Source organism: Dakarella massiliensis (assembly GCF_001182045.1).
GTDB lineage: Bacteria > Pseudomonadota > Gammaproteobacteria > Burkholderiales > Burkholderiaceae_F > Mesosutterella > Mesosutterella massiliensis.
In genome coordinates this window covers 557,254-573,810 of the sequence record NZ_CVTY01000007.1, presented here as the reverse complement: position 1 = coordinate 573,810, position 16,557 = coordinate 557,254, and the positions used below count along the sequence as shown (strand labels likewise).

At 59.9% G+C, this 16,557-nt stretch carries 16 protein-coding genes; 15 read left to right on the top strand and 1 reads right to left on the bottom strand.

The window, feature by feature from the left end; all coding sequences use genetic code 11:
• Nucleotides 1-14: 14 nt before the first annotated feature.
• The gene (locus tag BN1936_RS08925) at nucleotides 15-263 is read right to left on the bottom strand and encodes a hypothetical protein (RefSeq protein WP_022443576.1); all 249 of its coding nucleotides are present in this window, start codon (nucleotides 261-263) and stop codon (nucleotides 15-17) included.
• A gap of 174 nt (nucleotides 264-437) precedes the next feature.
• Here BN1936_RS08925 and aroC point away from each other — a divergent pair, with 174 nt between their 5' ends.
• From aroC to purF, 15 genes are all read left to right on the top strand, one after another.
• Entirely contained in the window at nucleotides 438-1,529 is a 1,092-nt protein-coding gene (aroC, locus tag BN1936_RS08920) for a chorismate synthase (protein ID WP_082164550.1), read from the top strand.
• Between the two features lie 130 nt (nucleotides 1,530-1,659).
• Nucleotides 1,660-3,087 (top strand): 3-isopropylmalate dehydratase large subunit, encoded by a 1,428-nt coding sequence (gene leuC / locus BN1936_RS08915; RefSeq protein ID WP_022443574.1) that lies wholly within the window; start codon nucleotides 1,660-1,662, stop codon nucleotides 3,085-3,087.
• A gap of 22 nt (nucleotides 3,088-3,109) precedes the next feature.
• Nucleotides 3,110-3,772 carry a 3-isopropylmalate dehydratase small subunit gene (leuD, locus tag BN1936_RS08910; RefSeq protein WP_049687201.1) on the top strand — a complete coding sequence of 221 codons (663 nt, stop codon included), beginning with the start codon at nucleotides 3,110-3,112 and terminating at the stop codon, nucleotides 3,770-3,772.
• A gap of 50 nt (nucleotides 3,773-3,822) precedes the next feature.
• A complete protein-coding gene (gene leuB, locus BN1936_RS08905) occupies nucleotides 3,823-4,899 on the top strand; it encodes a 3-isopropylmalate dehydrogenase (RefSeq protein ID WP_022443572.1) in 1,077 nt (358 codons plus the stop codon).
• A 185-nt stretch (nucleotides 4,900-5,084) separates the two neighbouring features.
• On the top strand, nucleotides 5,085-6,221 hold the full coding sequence (gene asd, locus BN1936_RS08900; protein WP_022443571.1) for an aspartate-semialdehyde dehydrogenase: 1,137 nt from the start codon (nucleotides 5,085-5,087) through the stop codon (nucleotides 6,219-6,221).
• Between the two features lie 244 nt (nucleotides 6,222-6,465).
• Nucleotides 6,466-7,281 (top strand): hypothetical protein, encoded by an 816-nt coding sequence (locus BN1936_RS08895; protein ID WP_148521226.1) that lies wholly within the window; start codon nucleotides 6,466-6,468, stop codon nucleotides 7,279-7,281.
• A gap of 4 nt (nucleotides 7,282-7,285) precedes the next feature.
• Nucleotides 7,286-8,083, top strand: a complete 798-nt coding sequence (gene truA / locus BN1936_RS08890) for a tRNA pseudouridine(38-40) synthase TruA (protein ID WP_049687199.1) — start codon at nucleotides 7,286-7,288, stop codon at nucleotides 8,081-8,083.
• A gap of 113 nt (nucleotides 8,084-8,196) precedes the next feature.
• A complete protein-coding gene (locus BN1936_RS08885) occupies nucleotides 8,197-8,820 on the top strand; it encodes a phosphoribosylanthranilate isomerase (protein ID WP_157274788.1) in 624 nt (207 codons plus the stop codon).
• A gap of 73 nt (nucleotides 8,821-8,893) precedes the next feature.
• Nucleotides 8,894-10,099 carry a tryptophan synthase subunit beta gene (gene trpB, locus BN1936_RS08880; protein ID WP_022443283.1) on the top strand — a complete coding sequence of 402 codons (1,206 nt, stop codon included), beginning with the start codon at nucleotides 8,894-8,896 and terminating at the stop codon, nucleotides 10,097-10,099.
• Nucleotides 10,096-10,896 carry a tryptophan synthase subunit alpha gene (trpA, locus tag BN1936_RS08875; RefSeq protein ID WP_022443284.1) on the top strand — a complete coding sequence of 267 codons (801 nt, stop codon included), beginning with the start codon at nucleotides 10,096-10,098 and terminating at the stop codon, nucleotides 10,894-10,896. Before trpB ends, trpA begins: the two co-directional genes overlap by 4 nt.
• 126 nt (nucleotides 10,897-11,022) lie before the next feature.
• Nucleotides 11,023-11,910: an acetyl-CoA carboxylase, carboxyltransferase subunit beta gene (gene accD / locus BN1936_RS08870; protein ID WP_022443285.1), complete on the top strand. Its 888-nt coding sequence runs from the start codon at nucleotides 11,023-11,025 to the stop codon at nucleotides 11,908-11,910.
• Between the two features lie 94 nt (nucleotides 11,911-12,004).
• A complete protein-coding gene (folC, locus tag BN1936_RS08865) occupies nucleotides 12,005-13,327 on the top strand; it encodes a bifunctional tetrahydrofolate synthase/dihydrofolate synthase (protein ID WP_049687198.1) in 1,323 nt (440 codons plus the stop codon).
• A gap of 92 nt (nucleotides 13,328-13,419) precedes the next feature.
• The gene (locus BN1936_RS08860; protein ID WP_049687197.1) at nucleotides 13,420-14,319 is read left to right on the top strand and encodes an SPOR domain-containing protein; all 900 of its coding nucleotides are present in this window, start codon (nucleotides 13,420-13,422) and stop codon (nucleotides 14,317-14,319) included.
• A gap of 42 nt (nucleotides 14,320-14,361) precedes the next feature.
• A complete protein-coding gene (locus BN1936_RS08855; protein ID WP_022443065.1) occupies nucleotides 14,362-14,943 on the top strand; it encodes a CvpA family protein in 582 nt (193 codons plus the stop codon).
• 98 nt (nucleotides 14,944-15,041) lie between these two features.
• A complete protein-coding gene (gene purF / locus BN1936_RS08850; RefSeq protein ID WP_022443064.1) occupies nucleotides 15,042-16,544 on the top strand; it encodes an amidophosphoribosyltransferase in 1,503 nt (500 codons plus the stop codon).
• Nucleotides 16,545-16,557 lie beyond the last annotated feature (13 nt).

The window sequence follows — 16,557 nt, the reverse complement described above, 5'->3', positions numbered from 1 at the left end:
TCGGATGAGCTGCCTCAGAACGGCAGCTCTTTTACTGGATACGCGACCAGTTCGTCATCCTCCATCGTGTCAAGGCCTTCCGCCCCGCATCGGGCAGTGTTCACCGCGTAGTTCAGTTTGGCGTAGGCCGCCGCGATCTCTTCCGTCAGAATTTCCTCAGCTTCTTCCGGGTGGCGGGAAAGGGAGTCGATCGCGGTATCAAGCGCGTCCCGCGCGTCTTCCAGCGTTGCAAGGAGCCAGTCAGCCTGGATCGGATCAGTCATTCGGGAAACCTCATTTTTTAGGTGGATGATGGAATGCCTCATCATATTCGGTTTTACTGAATTCAGAAGACTCCCCAAAACCGCGGCAAATCACATACAATCAAAAGAACGCTGTACGGAAACACCGCCATTTCAGGCGGATTCAACAGAGGACATCAGTCTTTAAGGACAAGCATGCCGGGTTCTTCGATCGGACGCCTTTTCAGGGTGGAAAATTTCGGTGAAAGCCACGGGCCCGCCATCGGCTGCGTGGTGGACGGGTGCCCGGCTGGACTGATGCTGTCTGAGGCCGACATCCAGACTGAGCTCGACAGGCGCCGCCCCGGCACAAGCCGCTTTGTGACGCAGCGCCGGGAGCCTGATGCCGTGGAAATTCTTTCCGGTGTCTATGAAGGCCGTACGACCGGCACGCCAATCGCGCTCCTGATCCGCAACACCGATCAGAAGAGCCGCGACTACAGCGCCATCGCTGAAAAATTCAGACCCGGACACGCGGACTTCGGTTACTGGACGAAGTTCGGTATCCGCGACCCGAGGGGCGGCGGACGGTCATCTGCCCGCCTCACCGCGCCGACCGTGGCTGCCGGCGCCATCGCGAAGAAGCTTCTCCGTGAGGCCTTCGGAACCGAGATCCGCGCGTGTGTCACTCAGGTTGGACCGATCCTCTTCCCGGTGGAGAACTGGGATGCCCGTGAAAAGAATCCTTTCTTTGCCGCAACGGAGAACGGCGGTCTGATTCAGGAAGCTGAGGCGCTTCTGGATGGTCTCCGCCGCGAGGGCGATTCGATCGGTTCGAAAATCCATCTTGAAATCTCGTCTCTCCCCGCGGGGCTTGGCGAACCTATCTATGACCGGTTTGACGCGAGACTCGCGGCCGCTCTCATGGGTCTCAACGCCGTGAAAGCGGTGTCGATCGGCGAAGGATTCAATGTCTGCTCGATGCGGGGATCCGAAAATAACGATGAGATGACTTCTGACGGATTTGCCACGAATCACGCGGGCGGTATTCTCGGCGGAATCACGACCGGCGCTCCGATCGTGGCGGATATCGCGGTGAAGCCGACTCCCTCAATCCGCAAGACCCAGATGACCCGTGATATTCACGGGAACCTCGTTGAAGTCTCGACGACCGGACGTCATGATCCGTGCGTCGGCCTTCGCGCGTCCCCCATCGCTGAAGCGCTCGCGGCCCTCACCGCGGCGGATTTCCTGCTGCTAGCCTGCGCCTCGGGCGAACGACTAACGAAGGGCGGCTCCGCCCTATAAACCGGAGCAGGCGGCCGCAACGGCCGCTGAGAGAAACATCGGTACCCCGGCGAGAGCCACAAAAAGAATCGGCCGCAGGCCGGGGATCGCCACATCGCAATACCTATTTCTTTACGAAGGAATCACTGCTATGACAGCAAAGACCCTCTACGACAAGCTCTGGGACGAGCATGTCATCAAGTCACAGCCTGACGGAACCACGCTTCTCTATATCGACCGCCATCTCGTGCACGAAGTGACGTCGCCCCAGGCGTTTGAAGGCCTTGCCGAAATGCATCGCAAGCCCTGGCGCATGACTTCTGTCGTGGCGACAACGGACCACAACACGCCGACCACCGGCTGGGATAAGGGACTGGACGGCATTGAGGATCCGATTTCAAAGCTTCAGGTGACGACTCTGATCGATAACCTGAAAAAGAATCCTCCGGCGGCATTCTTCCCGTTCCTTTCCCGCCGTCAGGGCATCATTCACGTGATCGGGCCGGAAGAGGGCGCGACGCTCCCCGGCATGACGATTGTCTGCGGTGACAGCCACACGTCCACACACGGCGCTCTCGGTACGCTCGCGATGGGTATCGGGACATCGGAAGTTGAGCACGTGCTCGCCACGCAGTCTCTTCTCACGAAGAAGAATAAGAACATGCTGGTGCGGGTTGAGGGAAAGCTTCAGCCCGGCATCACCGGGAAAGACATCGCGCTTGCCTTTATCGGCCGCGTCGGTACGGCGGGCGGCACGGGCTGCACGATTGAATTCGCGGGTTCCGCGATCCGCGGCCTCTCAATGGAAGGCCGCATGACGCTCTGCAACATGGCGATTGAGGCCGGTGCCCGCTCGGGTCTCGTCGCGGTGGATGAGAAAACGCTTGAGTACATCAAGAACCGTCCGCTCGCGCCCGAGGGTGAGCTCTGGGACAAGGCGGTCGCCTACTGGAATACGCTCCATTCTGACGAAGGCGCGCATTTCGATATCGTGGTCGACATGAAGGCGGAAGAGATTGAGCCGATGGTGACCTGGGGGACGTCTCCTGAAATGGTGGCTCCGATCACGGGCGTTGTGCCGGATCCGAAGGATATGCCGGACCCCGTGCGGCGCGAAGGCTGGGAACGGGCTCTTGCCTATATCGGTCTTGAACCCGGCACCCCGATTAAGGAGATCCGTCCGGATCACGCCTTCATCGGTTCCTGCACGAACGGGCGTCTCGAAGACTTCCGGGCCGCGGCTGACATCATCCGCCGCATGGGCGGGAAGGTGTCCCCCACGATGAAGCAGGCGCTTGCGGTGCCGGGATCCGGTCTCGTGAAGGCCGCGTGCGAAGCTGAAGGAATTGATCAGGTGTTCCGTGACGCCGGCTGGGAGTGGCGTGAACCGGGATGCTCAATGTGCCTTGCGATGAACGCCGATAAGCTGAATCCGGGCGACCGCTGCGCGTCAACCTCAAACCGCAACTTTGAAGGCCGTCAGGGCAAGGGCAGCCGCACGCATCTGATGAGCCCCGCGATGGCAGCCGCCGCCGCGATGGCGGGTCACTTCGTCGATATTCGCGACTATCTCAAGTAATCGGGAGCGGAAAGGAAAAATCATGGAAAAATTCGTACGTCATACCGGAATCGTCTGCCCGCTCGACCGCTCAAACGTCGACACGGATGCCATTATTCCGAAGCAGTTCCTGAAGTCGATCTATAAGACCGGGTACGGTCCGAACCTCTTCGATGGCTGGCGCTACCTCGATAAGGGAGAGCCCGGCATGGATTGCTCGAAGCGCCCCCTGAATCCGGACTTTGTGCTGAATAAGCCCCAGTACCGGGATTCGACGATTCTTCTCGCGAGGAAGAATTTCGGCTGCGGCTCGTCCCGCGAGCATGCTCCCTGGGCCCTGATTCAGTACGGGTTCAAGGTGGTCATCGCGCCGTCGTTTGCGGATATCTTCTACAGCAACTCACTGAAAAACGGGCTCGTGCTTGTGACGCTCGATGAAGCGACGATTGACCGGCTTTTTGCCGGCGCGGAAGGAACCGAGGGCTATAAGCTCACGGTGGATCTTGAGAAGAAGGTGGTGATTGAGCCTGATGGCCGTGAGACGCCTTTTGAATTCAACGAATTCCGCCGTCAGGCGATCATGAAGGGGCTCGATGACGTGGGCATCACCCTTTCCTCAAACGTTGAGGCGATCCGTGAGTTCGAGGCGAAGCGTCTCGCTGAGAAGCCCTGGCTCGTGAAGACCTTCCCTGGCGGCGCGGAGTAAGGCAGCGGCCGTTTCTGTAAACCTTTTAAAGAAAAATTGAGAAGCACGTTATGACAAAGAAAATTGCAGTACTCCCGGGTGACGGCATCGGTACCGAGATTGTTGAGCAGGCGGTGAAGGTGCTGAAGGCGCTGGGCGAGGATTTTGAGTACGAGTACGCGGATGTGGGCGGTGTCGCCTACGCGAATCACGGGCATCCGCTGCCGCCTGAGACACTGGCGCTCGCGAAGGAAGCGGACGCGGTGCTCTTTGGCGCCGTGGGTGACTTCAAGTATGACACGCTGCCGCGCGCGCTCCGCCCCGAGCAGGCGATTCTCGGTCTCCGAAAGAACCTCAACCTCTTCGCGAACCTGCGCCCCGCGGTCTGCTATCCGGAACTCGTGTCCGCGTCGACGCTTCGCCCGGAAGTGGTGTCGGGTCTTGATCTTGTGATTGTCCGTGAACTCACCGGTGACGTTTACTTCGGTACGCCGCGCGGCCGCCGTGAGGCGCCGGACGGCCCCTTCAAGGGCGCTGAGGAAGGTTTCGACACGATGCGTTACTCCCGCCCTGAAGTGGAGCGGATCGCGCATGTCGGTTTCCGTACCGCCATGCAGCGCCGCAAGCACCTGACGTGTGTGGATAAGAGCAACGTGCTTGAGACTTCGCAGCTCTGGCGCGAAGTGGTGACGGAGGTTTCGAAGCAGTACCCCGAAGTGAAGCTTGATTACCTTTACGTCGATAACGCCGCGATGCAGCTCGTCCGCGCACCGACTGAGCTTGACGTGGTGCTCACCGGCAACCTCTTCGGCGACATCCTCTCTGACGAAGCCGCGATGCTCACGGGGTCTATCGGCATGCTCGCTTCCGCGTCCCTGAACGAGAAGGGCACCGGGCTTTTTGAGCCCTCTCACGGGTCGGCCCCGGATATTGCCGGGAAGAATATCGCGAACCCGATCGCCACTGTGGAATCCGCCGCCATGATGATCCGCTATGCCTTCCACATGGATGAGCAGGCTGACCGGATTGAGGCCGCGATCCGCAAGGTGCTTTCTGACGGTATCCGCACCGGTGACATCTGGAGCGAAGGCTGCGAGAAGGTTTCCTGCTCCGGGATGGGGGATGCGATCCGCGCCGCGCTTCGCTGACATCCGCATTACTTCTCGCTAACCCGACTCCCCCTGCAAGGACAGCCCTTCAGGGGGTAAGCTGTAAGAGCGAGCCTGATTTTCTTTAATCGGAATCTCAGGCTTTTCAAATAATTCAAAGTGTCCCGGAGCCTCGCCTGCCCCCTTGCGGGCGGCTCCGCAGGGCGGAATTTGGGAGAAACAACATGATCCTAGGTATGGTGGGCTGGCGCGGCATGGTCGGTTCCGTGCTGACGAACCGAATGCGTGAGGAAAACGATTTCGCGTTCGCTGACAAGGTGATTTTCTATTCGACCTCGAACCCGGGCGGCGCGGCCCCTGCGCTTCCGAATGGGGAGCCGGTGCTGCTCGACGCGAATAAGATCGATGACCTCGCCCGCTGCGACGTGATCCTCACGTGCCAGGGCGGTGACTATACGAAGGCGATCCATCCGCAGCTGCGCGCTGCCGGCTGGAAGGGCTACTGGATTGACGCCGCGAGCGCCCTCCGTATGGAGCCTAACGCCGTGATCGTTCTCGATCCGGTGAATGACGCCGTGATCCGCGAGTCTCTGAAGAACGGCGGTGTCGACTTTATCGGCGGCAACTGCACTGTCTCCCTCATGCTGATGGCGATGGACGGTCTGATCCGCGAAGACCTCGTCGAGTGGGTGAGCAGCATGACGTACCAGGCAGCCTCCGGTGCCGGCGCGAAGAACATGCGTGAGCTTCTCCTTCAGATGGGAAGCCTCTACGGCTCCGTGAAGGATCTGCTTGCCGACCCGAAGAGCTCCATCCTTGAGATCGACCGCCGCGTTTCCGAGCAGTTCCGCTCTCCTGAATTCCCGACCGCCGCGTTCGGCGCTCCGCTTGCCGGCTCTGTCCTCTCCTGGATCGATAAGGATCTCGGAAACGGCATGTCCCGCGAAGAATGGAAGGGCGGCGCGGAAGCGAATAAGATTCTCGGCCGTCCGGCTCAGCCGCAGCCCGGTTCCCTGATTGTTGAAGGTCTCTGTGTCCGTATCAGCTCGATGCGTTGCCACAGCCAGGCTCTCACCGTGAAGCTGAAGAAGGACCTGTCAGTTGAAGAGATCGAAGCGAAGCTCGCCGCCGCGAACCCCTGGGTGAAGGTGATCCCGAACGAGCGTGAGGTCTCGATCCGCGAACTCGCGCCGTCCACCGTCGCCGGTACGCTTTCCGTGCCGATCGGCCGTATCAGAAAGCTCGCGATGGGACCGGAATATATTTCCGCCTTTACGGTGGGTGATCAGCTCCTCTGGGGCGCCGCTGAACCGCTTCGCCGTATGTTCCGCATTCTGGTTGACTTCAAGAAGGCGGCCTGAGCTGTTTAAGGCATCCGGAGCGCACTCCTGCCTCCGGATGTCTCTGAAGTTCAGAAAAGAGCTCCTGGAGCGTCACTCCCGGAGCTCTTCGCTTATCCGGAGAAAATCTGTTCGGACACCGCGGATTTCATACTGCTATACGTCCGGAGGCCGGTTTCTTTAGAATTAGGCGGGACAGATGCCTGCGGAGCGCGGTCAGAAGACCGCGGTTTGTCAGGCGAAGGAATAAAGGATTTTTGATCAAATGCCGGTTCTGAAACGATTATTCGCTTCGGCCTTGGCCGCAGCGATCGCTGCAGCTTCGCTTCCCGCTCTGGGCGACACGCCCGGACCGTCAGCGTCGGCCCCGATGCCGTCGATTACAGCGCCGGAAAGCGCTGAGCAGAGCGCGACTCCCGCTCCGGCCTCTGACGTGACTCAGGAAATTCCCGCAGTGCCCCATGTTCCGGTCCCGGTCGATCAGGAAGAGGACTCGTCCTGGGCCTCATACGCAGCCCTCGGAGCGGCCATTCTGATGCTCGCGCTCCTTTGGTTTATGAGACGCGGCCGCCGCAATAAGAAGCTTGAGGAAATCCGTAACGCCCAGGAGGAACTCTGGAACCCGGTGACGGTGGTGCCTTTCGGAACCCGGGATTCGGCGGTGAAGACGGAAGAGGCCGGGCTGAAAGCCGTGACAGATACGGTGGACGCCGTGATGGCAGCTGAAAAGGAAGCGTCGACTGGCAGCTCAGGCATTCATGAAGCGGCGGATAATGCGGCGAAAAGCATTGCCGCGATCCGCGGGGGCCTTCGCTCGGCTGATGAATCCCAGCCGCCCGCAGGGTCTGAACTTCCGAAGCCTGAAAAGAAAGAGAAACCCCTGGATCCCAAGACCGCCTATCGTGAGATGCTGGCCTCGCAGCTGAAGCTCGCCCGGGACTTTCTGTCCCGTGGCGCGGTTGATGAGGCGAGGGAACTCGCGACCGACGTGGCAAAAGGCGGTGTCGCGGAACTCAGCACTGAGGCGAAAAAGTTCCTCGATGAGCTGCCGCCCGCGGTGAAGAAAGAGCGCGGAGTCTGAACGGATGAAGATCGCGCTTGGAATTCAGTATGACGGAACCCCTTTCAGCGGCTGGCAGGTGCAGCCTGACCGGCCGACCGTGCAGCAGACGCTTGAAGAAGCGCTCGGGGCTTTCGCGGGTATCGGGCAGCCGGTTCCGACAATCTGCGCGGGACGCACTGACACCGGAGTTCACGCGACGGGGCAGGTGGTGCATATCGACGCTCCGGTTGAGCGCCCGATGAACGCCTGGGTGAGGGGAACGAACAGTTTTCTTCCGTCCGCGGTCGCCGTACGCTGGGCAAAACCCGTGCCAGAGGATTTCTCCGCCCGTTTTTCCGCGATCGGGAGAACCTACGAGTACTGGATCGTGAATGAGCCGGTCCGGGTGCCGCTTCTTGCCGGACGGGCCGGATGGTGCTTCAGTCCGTGCGACGTGGAGAAGATGGAAGAGGCCGCGGCGGTCCTTCTGGGGGAGCACGATTTCACGAGCTTCCGCGCGGCCGAGTGCCAGGCGAAATCTCCCGTCCGCCGGATTGACTCAATCCGGTTCACGGTCCGCGGGAACATGATCGGCATCCGTTTTGAAGCCAATGCCTTCCTGCAGCACATGGTGCGGAATCTGGTCGGAAGTCTGGTTTATGTCGGAATCGGCAAGAAACCGGTCGGGTGGCTCGCCGATGTCCTCGAAGCCCGCAACCGGGCGCTCGCGGCTCCGACCTACGCGCCTGACGGGCTTTATCTCGTCGGCGTGAATTACGGAGAGGCCGGGGACGCGGCCGGGCTCCCCCGCTATTCCCCCACATTCATGGGACCTTTCTGATTATATCCTGCCGCTTTTGATAAACTTTTTTCACATTGCTTTCTTTTGCGAGGAAAGTTTTTCGGATGCAGGGCCGGTTTTTATTCCGGAGCAGCGGTTCCGGACCGCACGCGGTGCAGGTCAAGGTGTGCGGATTCACTGATGAAAAAAATATCAGCAGTGTCGCGTCGCTCCCAATCGACGCGGCCGGGTTCGTGCTGTTCCGTAAAAGTTCCCGCTATGTGCCGTCAGACCGGCTCGACTCCCTGATCCGGATGCTCCCGGAACGCGTGACCCCTGTTCTTCTCTTCGTGAATCCGGATCCGGACGAGGTTTCCGCGGTGACGCGCCGGCATCCCGAAGTGCTCCTGCAGTTTCACGGAGAGGAGACTCCGGAGTTCTGCCGCGCCTTCGGGCTTCCCTACATGAAAGCAGTACACTTTGAAAAACCGGGGGATTTGCTGCGGGCCGAAGCCCGCTACCCGGATGCGGCGGCTATTCTTGCCGACTGTCCTGCGCCAGATTCCGGCGCGGTGCCTGGCGGCAACGGCACCGCCTTTGATTGGGAGCTGGCCCGGTCTGAAGCCGCGTCTCTCACGCTGCCTCTTGTACTCGCCGGAGGGCTGAACGCGGAAAACGCCGCGGCAGCCTATTCGCTCCTTCACCCCGCGGCGCTGGATGTCAGTTCCGGTGTCGAGGATTCCCCGGGAATCAAGTCCAGACAGAAAATCCAAGATTTTTTAGGAGCGCTTCGCTGAGTGCTTGCAGCGCGGGCGTCTCCGGCCGGGAGAGATCTCCTCTCCGGCTTCTTTGTCGATAAAGGAATCGCACATGTACAACATGCCTGACAAAAAAGGACACTTTGGTCCTTATGGCGGCGTTTTCGCATCGGAAACGCTGATCTATGCGCTTACGGAGCTGAAGAATGCCTATGAGCATTACCGTAATGATCCTGAATTCGACAAGGAGTGGCGCGAAGAGCTCAAGCACTATGTCGGCCGTCCTTCCCCGATTTACTGGTGCAGGCGGCTATCGGAGGTGACAGGAGGCGCTCAGATCTATCTGAAGCGTGAGGACCTGAATCACACCGGTGCCCATAAGATCAATAACACCATGGGGCAGGCGCTTCTCGCCCGCCGTATGGGGAAGAAGCGTGTGATCGCGGAAACGGGCGCGGGGCAGCATGGCGTCGCGACCGCAACGGTGGCCGCCCGCTACGGCATGAAGTGCTGTGTCTATATGGGCGCGGAAGATATCGAACGCCAGGCGCCTAACGTCACCCGCATGAAGCTCCTCGGGGCTGAGGTGCGTCCGGTAACGACCGGCAGCGGCACGCTGAAGGACGCGCTGAATGAGGCGATGCGTGACTGGGTGACGAATGTGGACGATACGTTCTACATCATTGGCACGGTCGCGGGGCCCGCACCGTACCCTGAGATGGTGCGTAACTTCAACGCGATTGTGTCTGAGGAGTGCCTGACACAGTTCCCTGAACTGACGGGCGGGGATCCGGACTATATCGTCGCCGCGGTGGGCGGCGGCTCAAACGCGATCGGCGCTTTCTATCACTACATTGACCGGCCGAACGTGAAGCTGATCGGCGTTGAGGCGGCGGGTCTCGGACTGCTTTCCGGGAAGCACTGCGCGTCGATCGAATGCGGGAAGCCGGGTGTTCTGCACGGGAACCGCACGTATCTGCTCCAGGATAAGGATGGCCAGATCACGCCGGCTTACTCAATCTCCGCGGGGCTTGATTACCCGGGGGTCGGTCCCGAGCACAGCTATCTCGCGGATATTGGCCGCGCCGAGTACGTGGGCATCACGGATGACGAAGCGATGGACGCTTTCCAGAAGCTCTGCCACATTGAAGGGATCATCCCGGCGCTTGAGTCGAGCCACGCGCTCGCCTACGCGCTGAAACTCGCCCCGACGCTCCCGAAGGATAAGAAGATTCTCGTGAATCTCTCGGGCCGCGGTGACAAGGATCTGGGAATCGTGACGAAGTACCTTAAGGCGCATGAAGGAGAAGAGAAATGAGCCGTCTTGAAAAGCGTTTTGCGTCCCTTCAGGCTGCCGGGAAAAAGGCCCTGATTCCGTATATCTGCGCAGGTGACCCGTCGCTCGAATCCACGGTGCCGCTCTTGCACGAACTCGTCCGGTCCGGTGCGAGCGCGATCGAGCTCGGCATGCCGTTTTCTGACCCGATGGCGGACGGTCCGGTGATACAGCGGGCGTCCGAGCGCGCGATCAGCCGCGGTTCCAATCTCGACTTCGTGTTCGATTGCGTGAAGGAATTCCGGAAGACGGACAGTGACACGCCGATCGTTCTCATGGGATACGCGAATCCGGTGGAGTGCCGAGGGCAGGAAGCGTTTATCCGCGACGCGGCCGAGGCAGGGGTTGATGGGGTTCTGATTGTCGACTACCCGTTTGATGAGGTGCCGGAGTTTTATGAGGCGGTGAAGAAGGCCGGTATGGATCCGATTTTTCTTCTCGCGCCGACATCCTCAGATGAACGCGTCGAGCAGGTCTGCCGTCTCGCGACCGGATACCTTTACTACGTGTCTCTTAAGGGAACCACGGGGGCAGGAAACCGGCTTGATATCGCCTCTGTGAGACAGAATGTGGCGAGAATCGAGCGTTATGCGAAATGCCCGGTTGCTGTGGGGTTCGGAATCAGCAACGGAGAAACGGCGCGCGAGATCGCGTCCATCTGCTCAGGCGTCATCATTGGTTCCGCCCTGATCCGTGAGATGGATAAGACGCCGGATGATGCCGTGGGCGCTGCCGGCCGATGGCTCGCGGGAATCCGCTCGGCGCTTGACGCCGCGTAGCGGTATTTAAGACACTTCGGAGCGGCCCGGATACCGCCGGACTGTTTCGGATTACCATCCGTGCGGGTACCCCCGCACGGTTTTTTTGTTGTACCCTAGTGTGACTTAAGCAAAAGGGAGCTTTCGATGAGCTGGATTGACCGCCTTCGACCGAAAATCAAGAAAGAAACCAACGCGACGCAGAGCCGCGTTCCTGAAGGCCTCTGGAACAAATGCCCGAAATGTGATCAGGTAATCTACAGTCACGAACTGGAAGCCTCTCTCATGGTGTGCCCGAAGTGCGGCTATCACATGAGAATGGGGGCCCGCGCCCGTCTCGAGGCGTTCCTCGACTACGATAGCCCGAAAGAAGAAATCGGCGCTGAAATCCTCGCGAAAGACCCGCTCAAGTTTGTTGACTCCAAGCCCTACCCGAAGCGTATCGCTGAAGCCCGCGCGAAAACCACGGAAACCGACGCTCTGGTCGTGATGGCCGGTCAGCTGAAGCATTACCCGGTGGTTGCCGCCGCGTTTGAGTTCGGCTTCATGGGCGGCTCGATGGGCTCTGTGGTCGGAGAGCGTTTTGTCCGCGGTGTCGGTTATTCGATCGACCATAACTGCCCCTTTATCTGCTTCGCGTCGTCTGGCGGCGCCCGTATGCAGGAGGGGCTCGAATCTCTTATGCAGATGGCGAAGACGTCTGCCGCTGTGGCTGAGCTCTCCAAAGCGGGTCTTCCCTTCATCTCGGTTCTCACGGATCCGACGATGGGCGGTGTTTCCGCATCGTTCGCCTTTGTGGGCGATATCGTGATTGCGGAGCCTGGGGCTCTGATCGGCTTTGCCGGTCCGCGCGTGATTGAGCAGACTGTGCGTGAGAAGCTCCCAGAAGGCTTCCAGCGCGCTGAGTTCCTCCTCAAGATGGGCGCGATTGATATGATCGTCGACCGCCGCGAGATGCGTTCCACGATCGGCCGCGTTCTTGCGATGCTCGCGAAACGGCCCCCGCGGGCGCATGACCTGCCTGCGGCTGTTTAAAATCTAGCCTGGCTCGGCAAAGCCTCCGGAGAAAACCGCTCCGGAGGCTTTCTGCATTAGAGCCCGGAATTTTCTTATAGGTCTCAGGAAAAAAATGGAAAGCAGGAAGACGCTCGGTGAGTGGCTCGACTATATCGAAGCAATGCATGGCGGAGCCGAGGTGATTGATCTTGGGCTCGGCCGGATGACGGAAATGATCTCCCGGATGGGCATTCACTTTGACTGCCCGGTTTTCACCGTGGCCGGAACAAACGGGAAAGGCAGCACCTGCGCGATGCTCGAATCCATTCTCCGCTCTTCCGGGCTCCGGGTCGGGATGCATACGTCGCCTCATATGCTGCGGTTTAACGAGCGGGCCTGGCTTCTCGGGCGTGAGGCAACGGATGAGGAGCTCTGCCGCGTGTTTGAGGAAGTGGAAGAGAAGCGGGGTGACCTGATTCTCTCTTACTTTGAATTCACGGCGCTTGGCATCCTGAAGCTCTTTATGGACGCGAAGCTTGACGCGGTGGTGCTTGAGATCGGTCTTGGCGGAAGGCTGGATGCCATCAATTCGATCGATCCCACGGTTTCCATTGTGACCACTGTCGGAATTGACCACACGGCTTTCCTCGGGCCTGACCGTGAGTCGATTGGGCGCGAAAAATCCTTCGTTTACCGGCCGGCACCGGGGCACGCCGCGGTCTGTGCGGATCCTGAGCCCCCGGTGTCACTTCTGCGGCACGCCGAAGAGATCGGAGCTGATCTCCGATGCGTTAACCGCGACTTCCGTGCGGTGGAGCATGAGGACGGCACGTTTGACTACGAGGGACGCACCTGGTCACTCAAGGCGCTTCCCCGTCCGGCGCTTGCCGGAGAAATGCAGATCGCGAACGCGGCCGGGGCTCTTGCGATGCTGGAGGCCGCTGACGAACTGAAGGCCATCCATGTGGAGCGTGAGGCCATTGAAACGGGACTCCGCCGCGTGGTGATCACGGGGCGTTTCCAGCGTGTTGCCGAGTCCCCCGCGATTATTCTGGATGCGGGCCACAATCCCCACGCCGCGCATGAACTCGCGCGGAACCTTGCGTCGCCGCTTTATAAGACGCCCGGGAAAACGATCGCGGTAGTCGGCATGCTGAAGGATAAAGACCGGTTCCATGTCGCCGGCATCGTGAAGGATGGGATCGATGAGTGGCGGATCGCGTCGCTTACCGGTCCCCGCGCGAGCACCGCGGATGACCTTGAAAAGGAATTTCTCCGCGCCGGTGTTCCGGCCGAACATGTAAGAAATTTTGAAAATATTCCCTTCGCGCTTGAATTTGCGAGGGGAGAAGCCTCTCACGCTGATAGAATTATCGTATTCGGGTCTTTCGTGACGGTTTCTGCCGCGATTGAAGCTCTCCGGAAAGACGGCTTCCAGGTGGATATCGTCCCCTAGACGAAAATAAAACAGACAGAGTAGGCATTTCTCCGGCGCGGATCTTTCTTTGAGGAAGGATCCCGGCCGGAGCGGTTGTGGAGAAGCGGGTAATGGGGATCAGTTTCTGGCATAAAAAGAAAGAGGAGCCGCAGGCTCCGAAAGCGGTTCCGGAAAACGGAGTCAATGCCGTGAAGCGGTCCGATACAGAGAGCGATGCTCCGGGCGGCGTTCGGCTTCGCCGGATTGCGGTCGGAGCCGCTGTCATTCTTTCCGCGATCGTGATTGCCGGACCGTTTGTTGTGAGTGAACGGGCGGTGAAAGCGGAGTCTCCCGCGAAGACCGAGATCCCGTCGCCTCCCGCGGTTTCCCTGTCGGCACAGGCGCAGCCGGCGTCCGCCGCGGTCGCGACGGCGGCCATGCCTCAGCTCACGGCTTCTCCCGCTGCTGCGTCGCCTTCCGCTTCAGCCACGGTTCCCGCCGCTCCGGGCGCTGCCCAGCCAATGGCGCAGGCCGCCCCGAGCACTCAGCAGGCTCCTGCCGCAGCGGTTCCCCAGTCCCAGACTCAGGCCGATATCGCGAAGGCGAAACTCGCCGCGGATAACGCGGCCAAGGCCCGGATGAAGGCTGCGCAGGAAGAGAACGTGCGCCAGAAGGCTGAAATCGAAAAGAAAGCGAAGGCCGCGAAGGCTGCCCGCGATGATCAGCTGCAGGCTGCCATCGCGCAGCAGCAGAAGAAAGAAGCCGCAGCGAAGAAGGCCGCGGCTGACGCCTCCCAGCAGCGCTGGGTGATTCCGGTCGGGGCGTTCTCGGATCCCGCGGCGGCGAAGAAGGTTGTGGCAAACGGCCGTGCGAACGGTGTGTCGCTCAGCACTTCAAGCGTGAAGTCCGGCAGCACGACACTCACCCGTGTGATCGCGGGTCCCTTCAAGACGCGTGATCAGGCGGAAGCTGCCGAAGCGAAACTCGCTATGGCCGGTATCCGTACGGGCGGCGTACATCAGGCAAAATAGCGCCTTTCAATTTTCTGCCTCTCAGAGGCTCGGATTTTCCATATGGACAGCGGAACACTGAATCAGCTCGACTGGGTGATACTCGCGGTACTCGCGGCGTCCTCCATTCTCGGTGTCTGGCGCGGCGTTGTGAAGGAAGTGTTTTCGGTCGCCAGCTGGATCGCGGGCTTTATTTTCGCGTTCCGGCACGCCGCGGATGTGGGGCAGGTGTTGCCGATCACGTCTTTTGGGCCGGTGGGACGGACCGCGGCGGGCGCGGTGATTGTGATACTCGTGACGCTTGCCGCGTTCGCGATTTTCGGTTCTCTTCTCAGGCTGGTGATCAAGGCGGTTTCAGGCGGTGTCGGTGACGGAGCGCTTGGGTTTATCTTCGGTTTTATCCGGGGCGCGGTGATCGTGATGGCCGGCGTTTTTGTTGCCTCTTTCACTTCGTCCCCGGAATCCCGGATGTGGCAGCAGAGCGAACTGATTCCGTACGCTGAAAAAGGGCTCGTGATGTGCCGCCCGCTGATGCCGAATACGCTCGTGCAGATCGCGGACATCGCGAAAAAGCAGCAGGACGCGGCAAAAGCCCTGTGGAACGCGAAGTACCGGCTGGAAGATCATGCGGGATCGCTTAAATAGAGGAAGCTTTTCCGCTTTTTCATCAGTGTGCTTTCTTTTCTTTCAAGTAAAATAAGCAGTTTCTCTCCTTCCATCATTCTCGAGGAAATAAAAGAGCTATGTGCGGCATTGTAGGGATGGTCTCTGACAGCCCCGTAAATCAGCGCCTTTATGACGCGCTTCTTCTCCTTCAGCACCGCGGTCAGGATGCTGCCGGCATCGCAACGCTGGACGGTCTGACCTTCCATCAGCATAAAGCGATGGGTCTCGTGCGCGAAGTCTTCCGTACCCGCAACATGAGAAACCTCCTCGGGAATGCCGGCATTGCGCATACCCGCTATCCCACTGCAGGCTGCTCCACGTCGTCTGACGAGGCGCAGCCTTTTTACGTGAATGCCCCGTACGGCATCATGTTTGCGCATAACGGGAACCTCACGAATGCTTCGCGCCTGAAGCAGGAACTCTATGAGCTCGATCACCGTCACATCAATACGTCGAGTGACAGTGAGGCGCTGCTGAACGTCCTCGCGGATGAAATCAGCCACCTCGTGGTCGGCACCACGCTTACCGCCGAGAAGGCTTTCCAGGCGGTGCGCGGCGTTCATAAGCGTATCCGCGGCGGATACTCCTGCGTCGCGCTGATTGCCGGAAAGGGACTTCTTGCTTTCCGCGATCCGAATGGCATCCGTCCGCTTTGCTACGGTTCCTACACGAACGAACGCGGCTTCACCGAGTACATGGTGGCCTCTGAATCCGTCGCTCTTACCGGCACGGGCTTCAATTTCGAGGACGATGTGAAGCCGGGCGAGGCGATCTGGATCGATCTGAACGGCAACATCGAGCGCTGCCAGTGCGCTGAGAATCCGAAGCTCACTCCCTGCGCGTTCGAGCTCGTCTATTTTGCCCGTCCGGACAGCGTGCTTGACGGCATCAGCGTTTACGGCGCCCGCCTGCGTCTCGGTGAATATCTCGCTGACACGGTGGCGCACGAGATTGAGCTGAAGGACATCGATGTTGTGATGCCGGTTCCGGACTCTGCCCGCCCGTGCGCGCAGCAGCTCGCTTCCCGCCTGAACCTACCGTACCGCGAGGGTCTGATCAAGAACCGCTACGTCGGCCGTACGTTCATCATGCCGGGCCAGACGGTCCGCAAGAAGAGCGTTCGCCAGAAGCTGAACCCGATGCCGGTCGAATTCAAGGATAAGAACGTGCTGCTCGTGGATGACTCGATCGTCCGCGGCACCACGATGGATGAAATCGTGGCCATGGCCCGCAGCGCCGGTGCGAAGAAGGTGTATGTCGCGTCCTCCGCTCCCCGTGTCTGCTTTCCGAATGTCTACGGCATTGATATGCCGACCCGCTCGGAACTCCTCTGCGGCGACGGCAAGGGCGCGGATGAAGTGGCCCGTATCATCGGCGCTGATAAGGTCGTCTATCAGACGATCGACGGCCTGAAAGGCGCACTTTCCGATATGAACCCGGAAATCTCTGATTTCGACTGCTCGTGCTTCGACGGCCGGTATGTGACGGGTGACATCGATGACGCGTATCTCAGCCAGCTTGAGGAAGAGAAGCGTCTCGCGAAGGAAGCCGATAAGCGCAGAAAGGCGGAAGAGGACTGATAGTTTCCGGTTC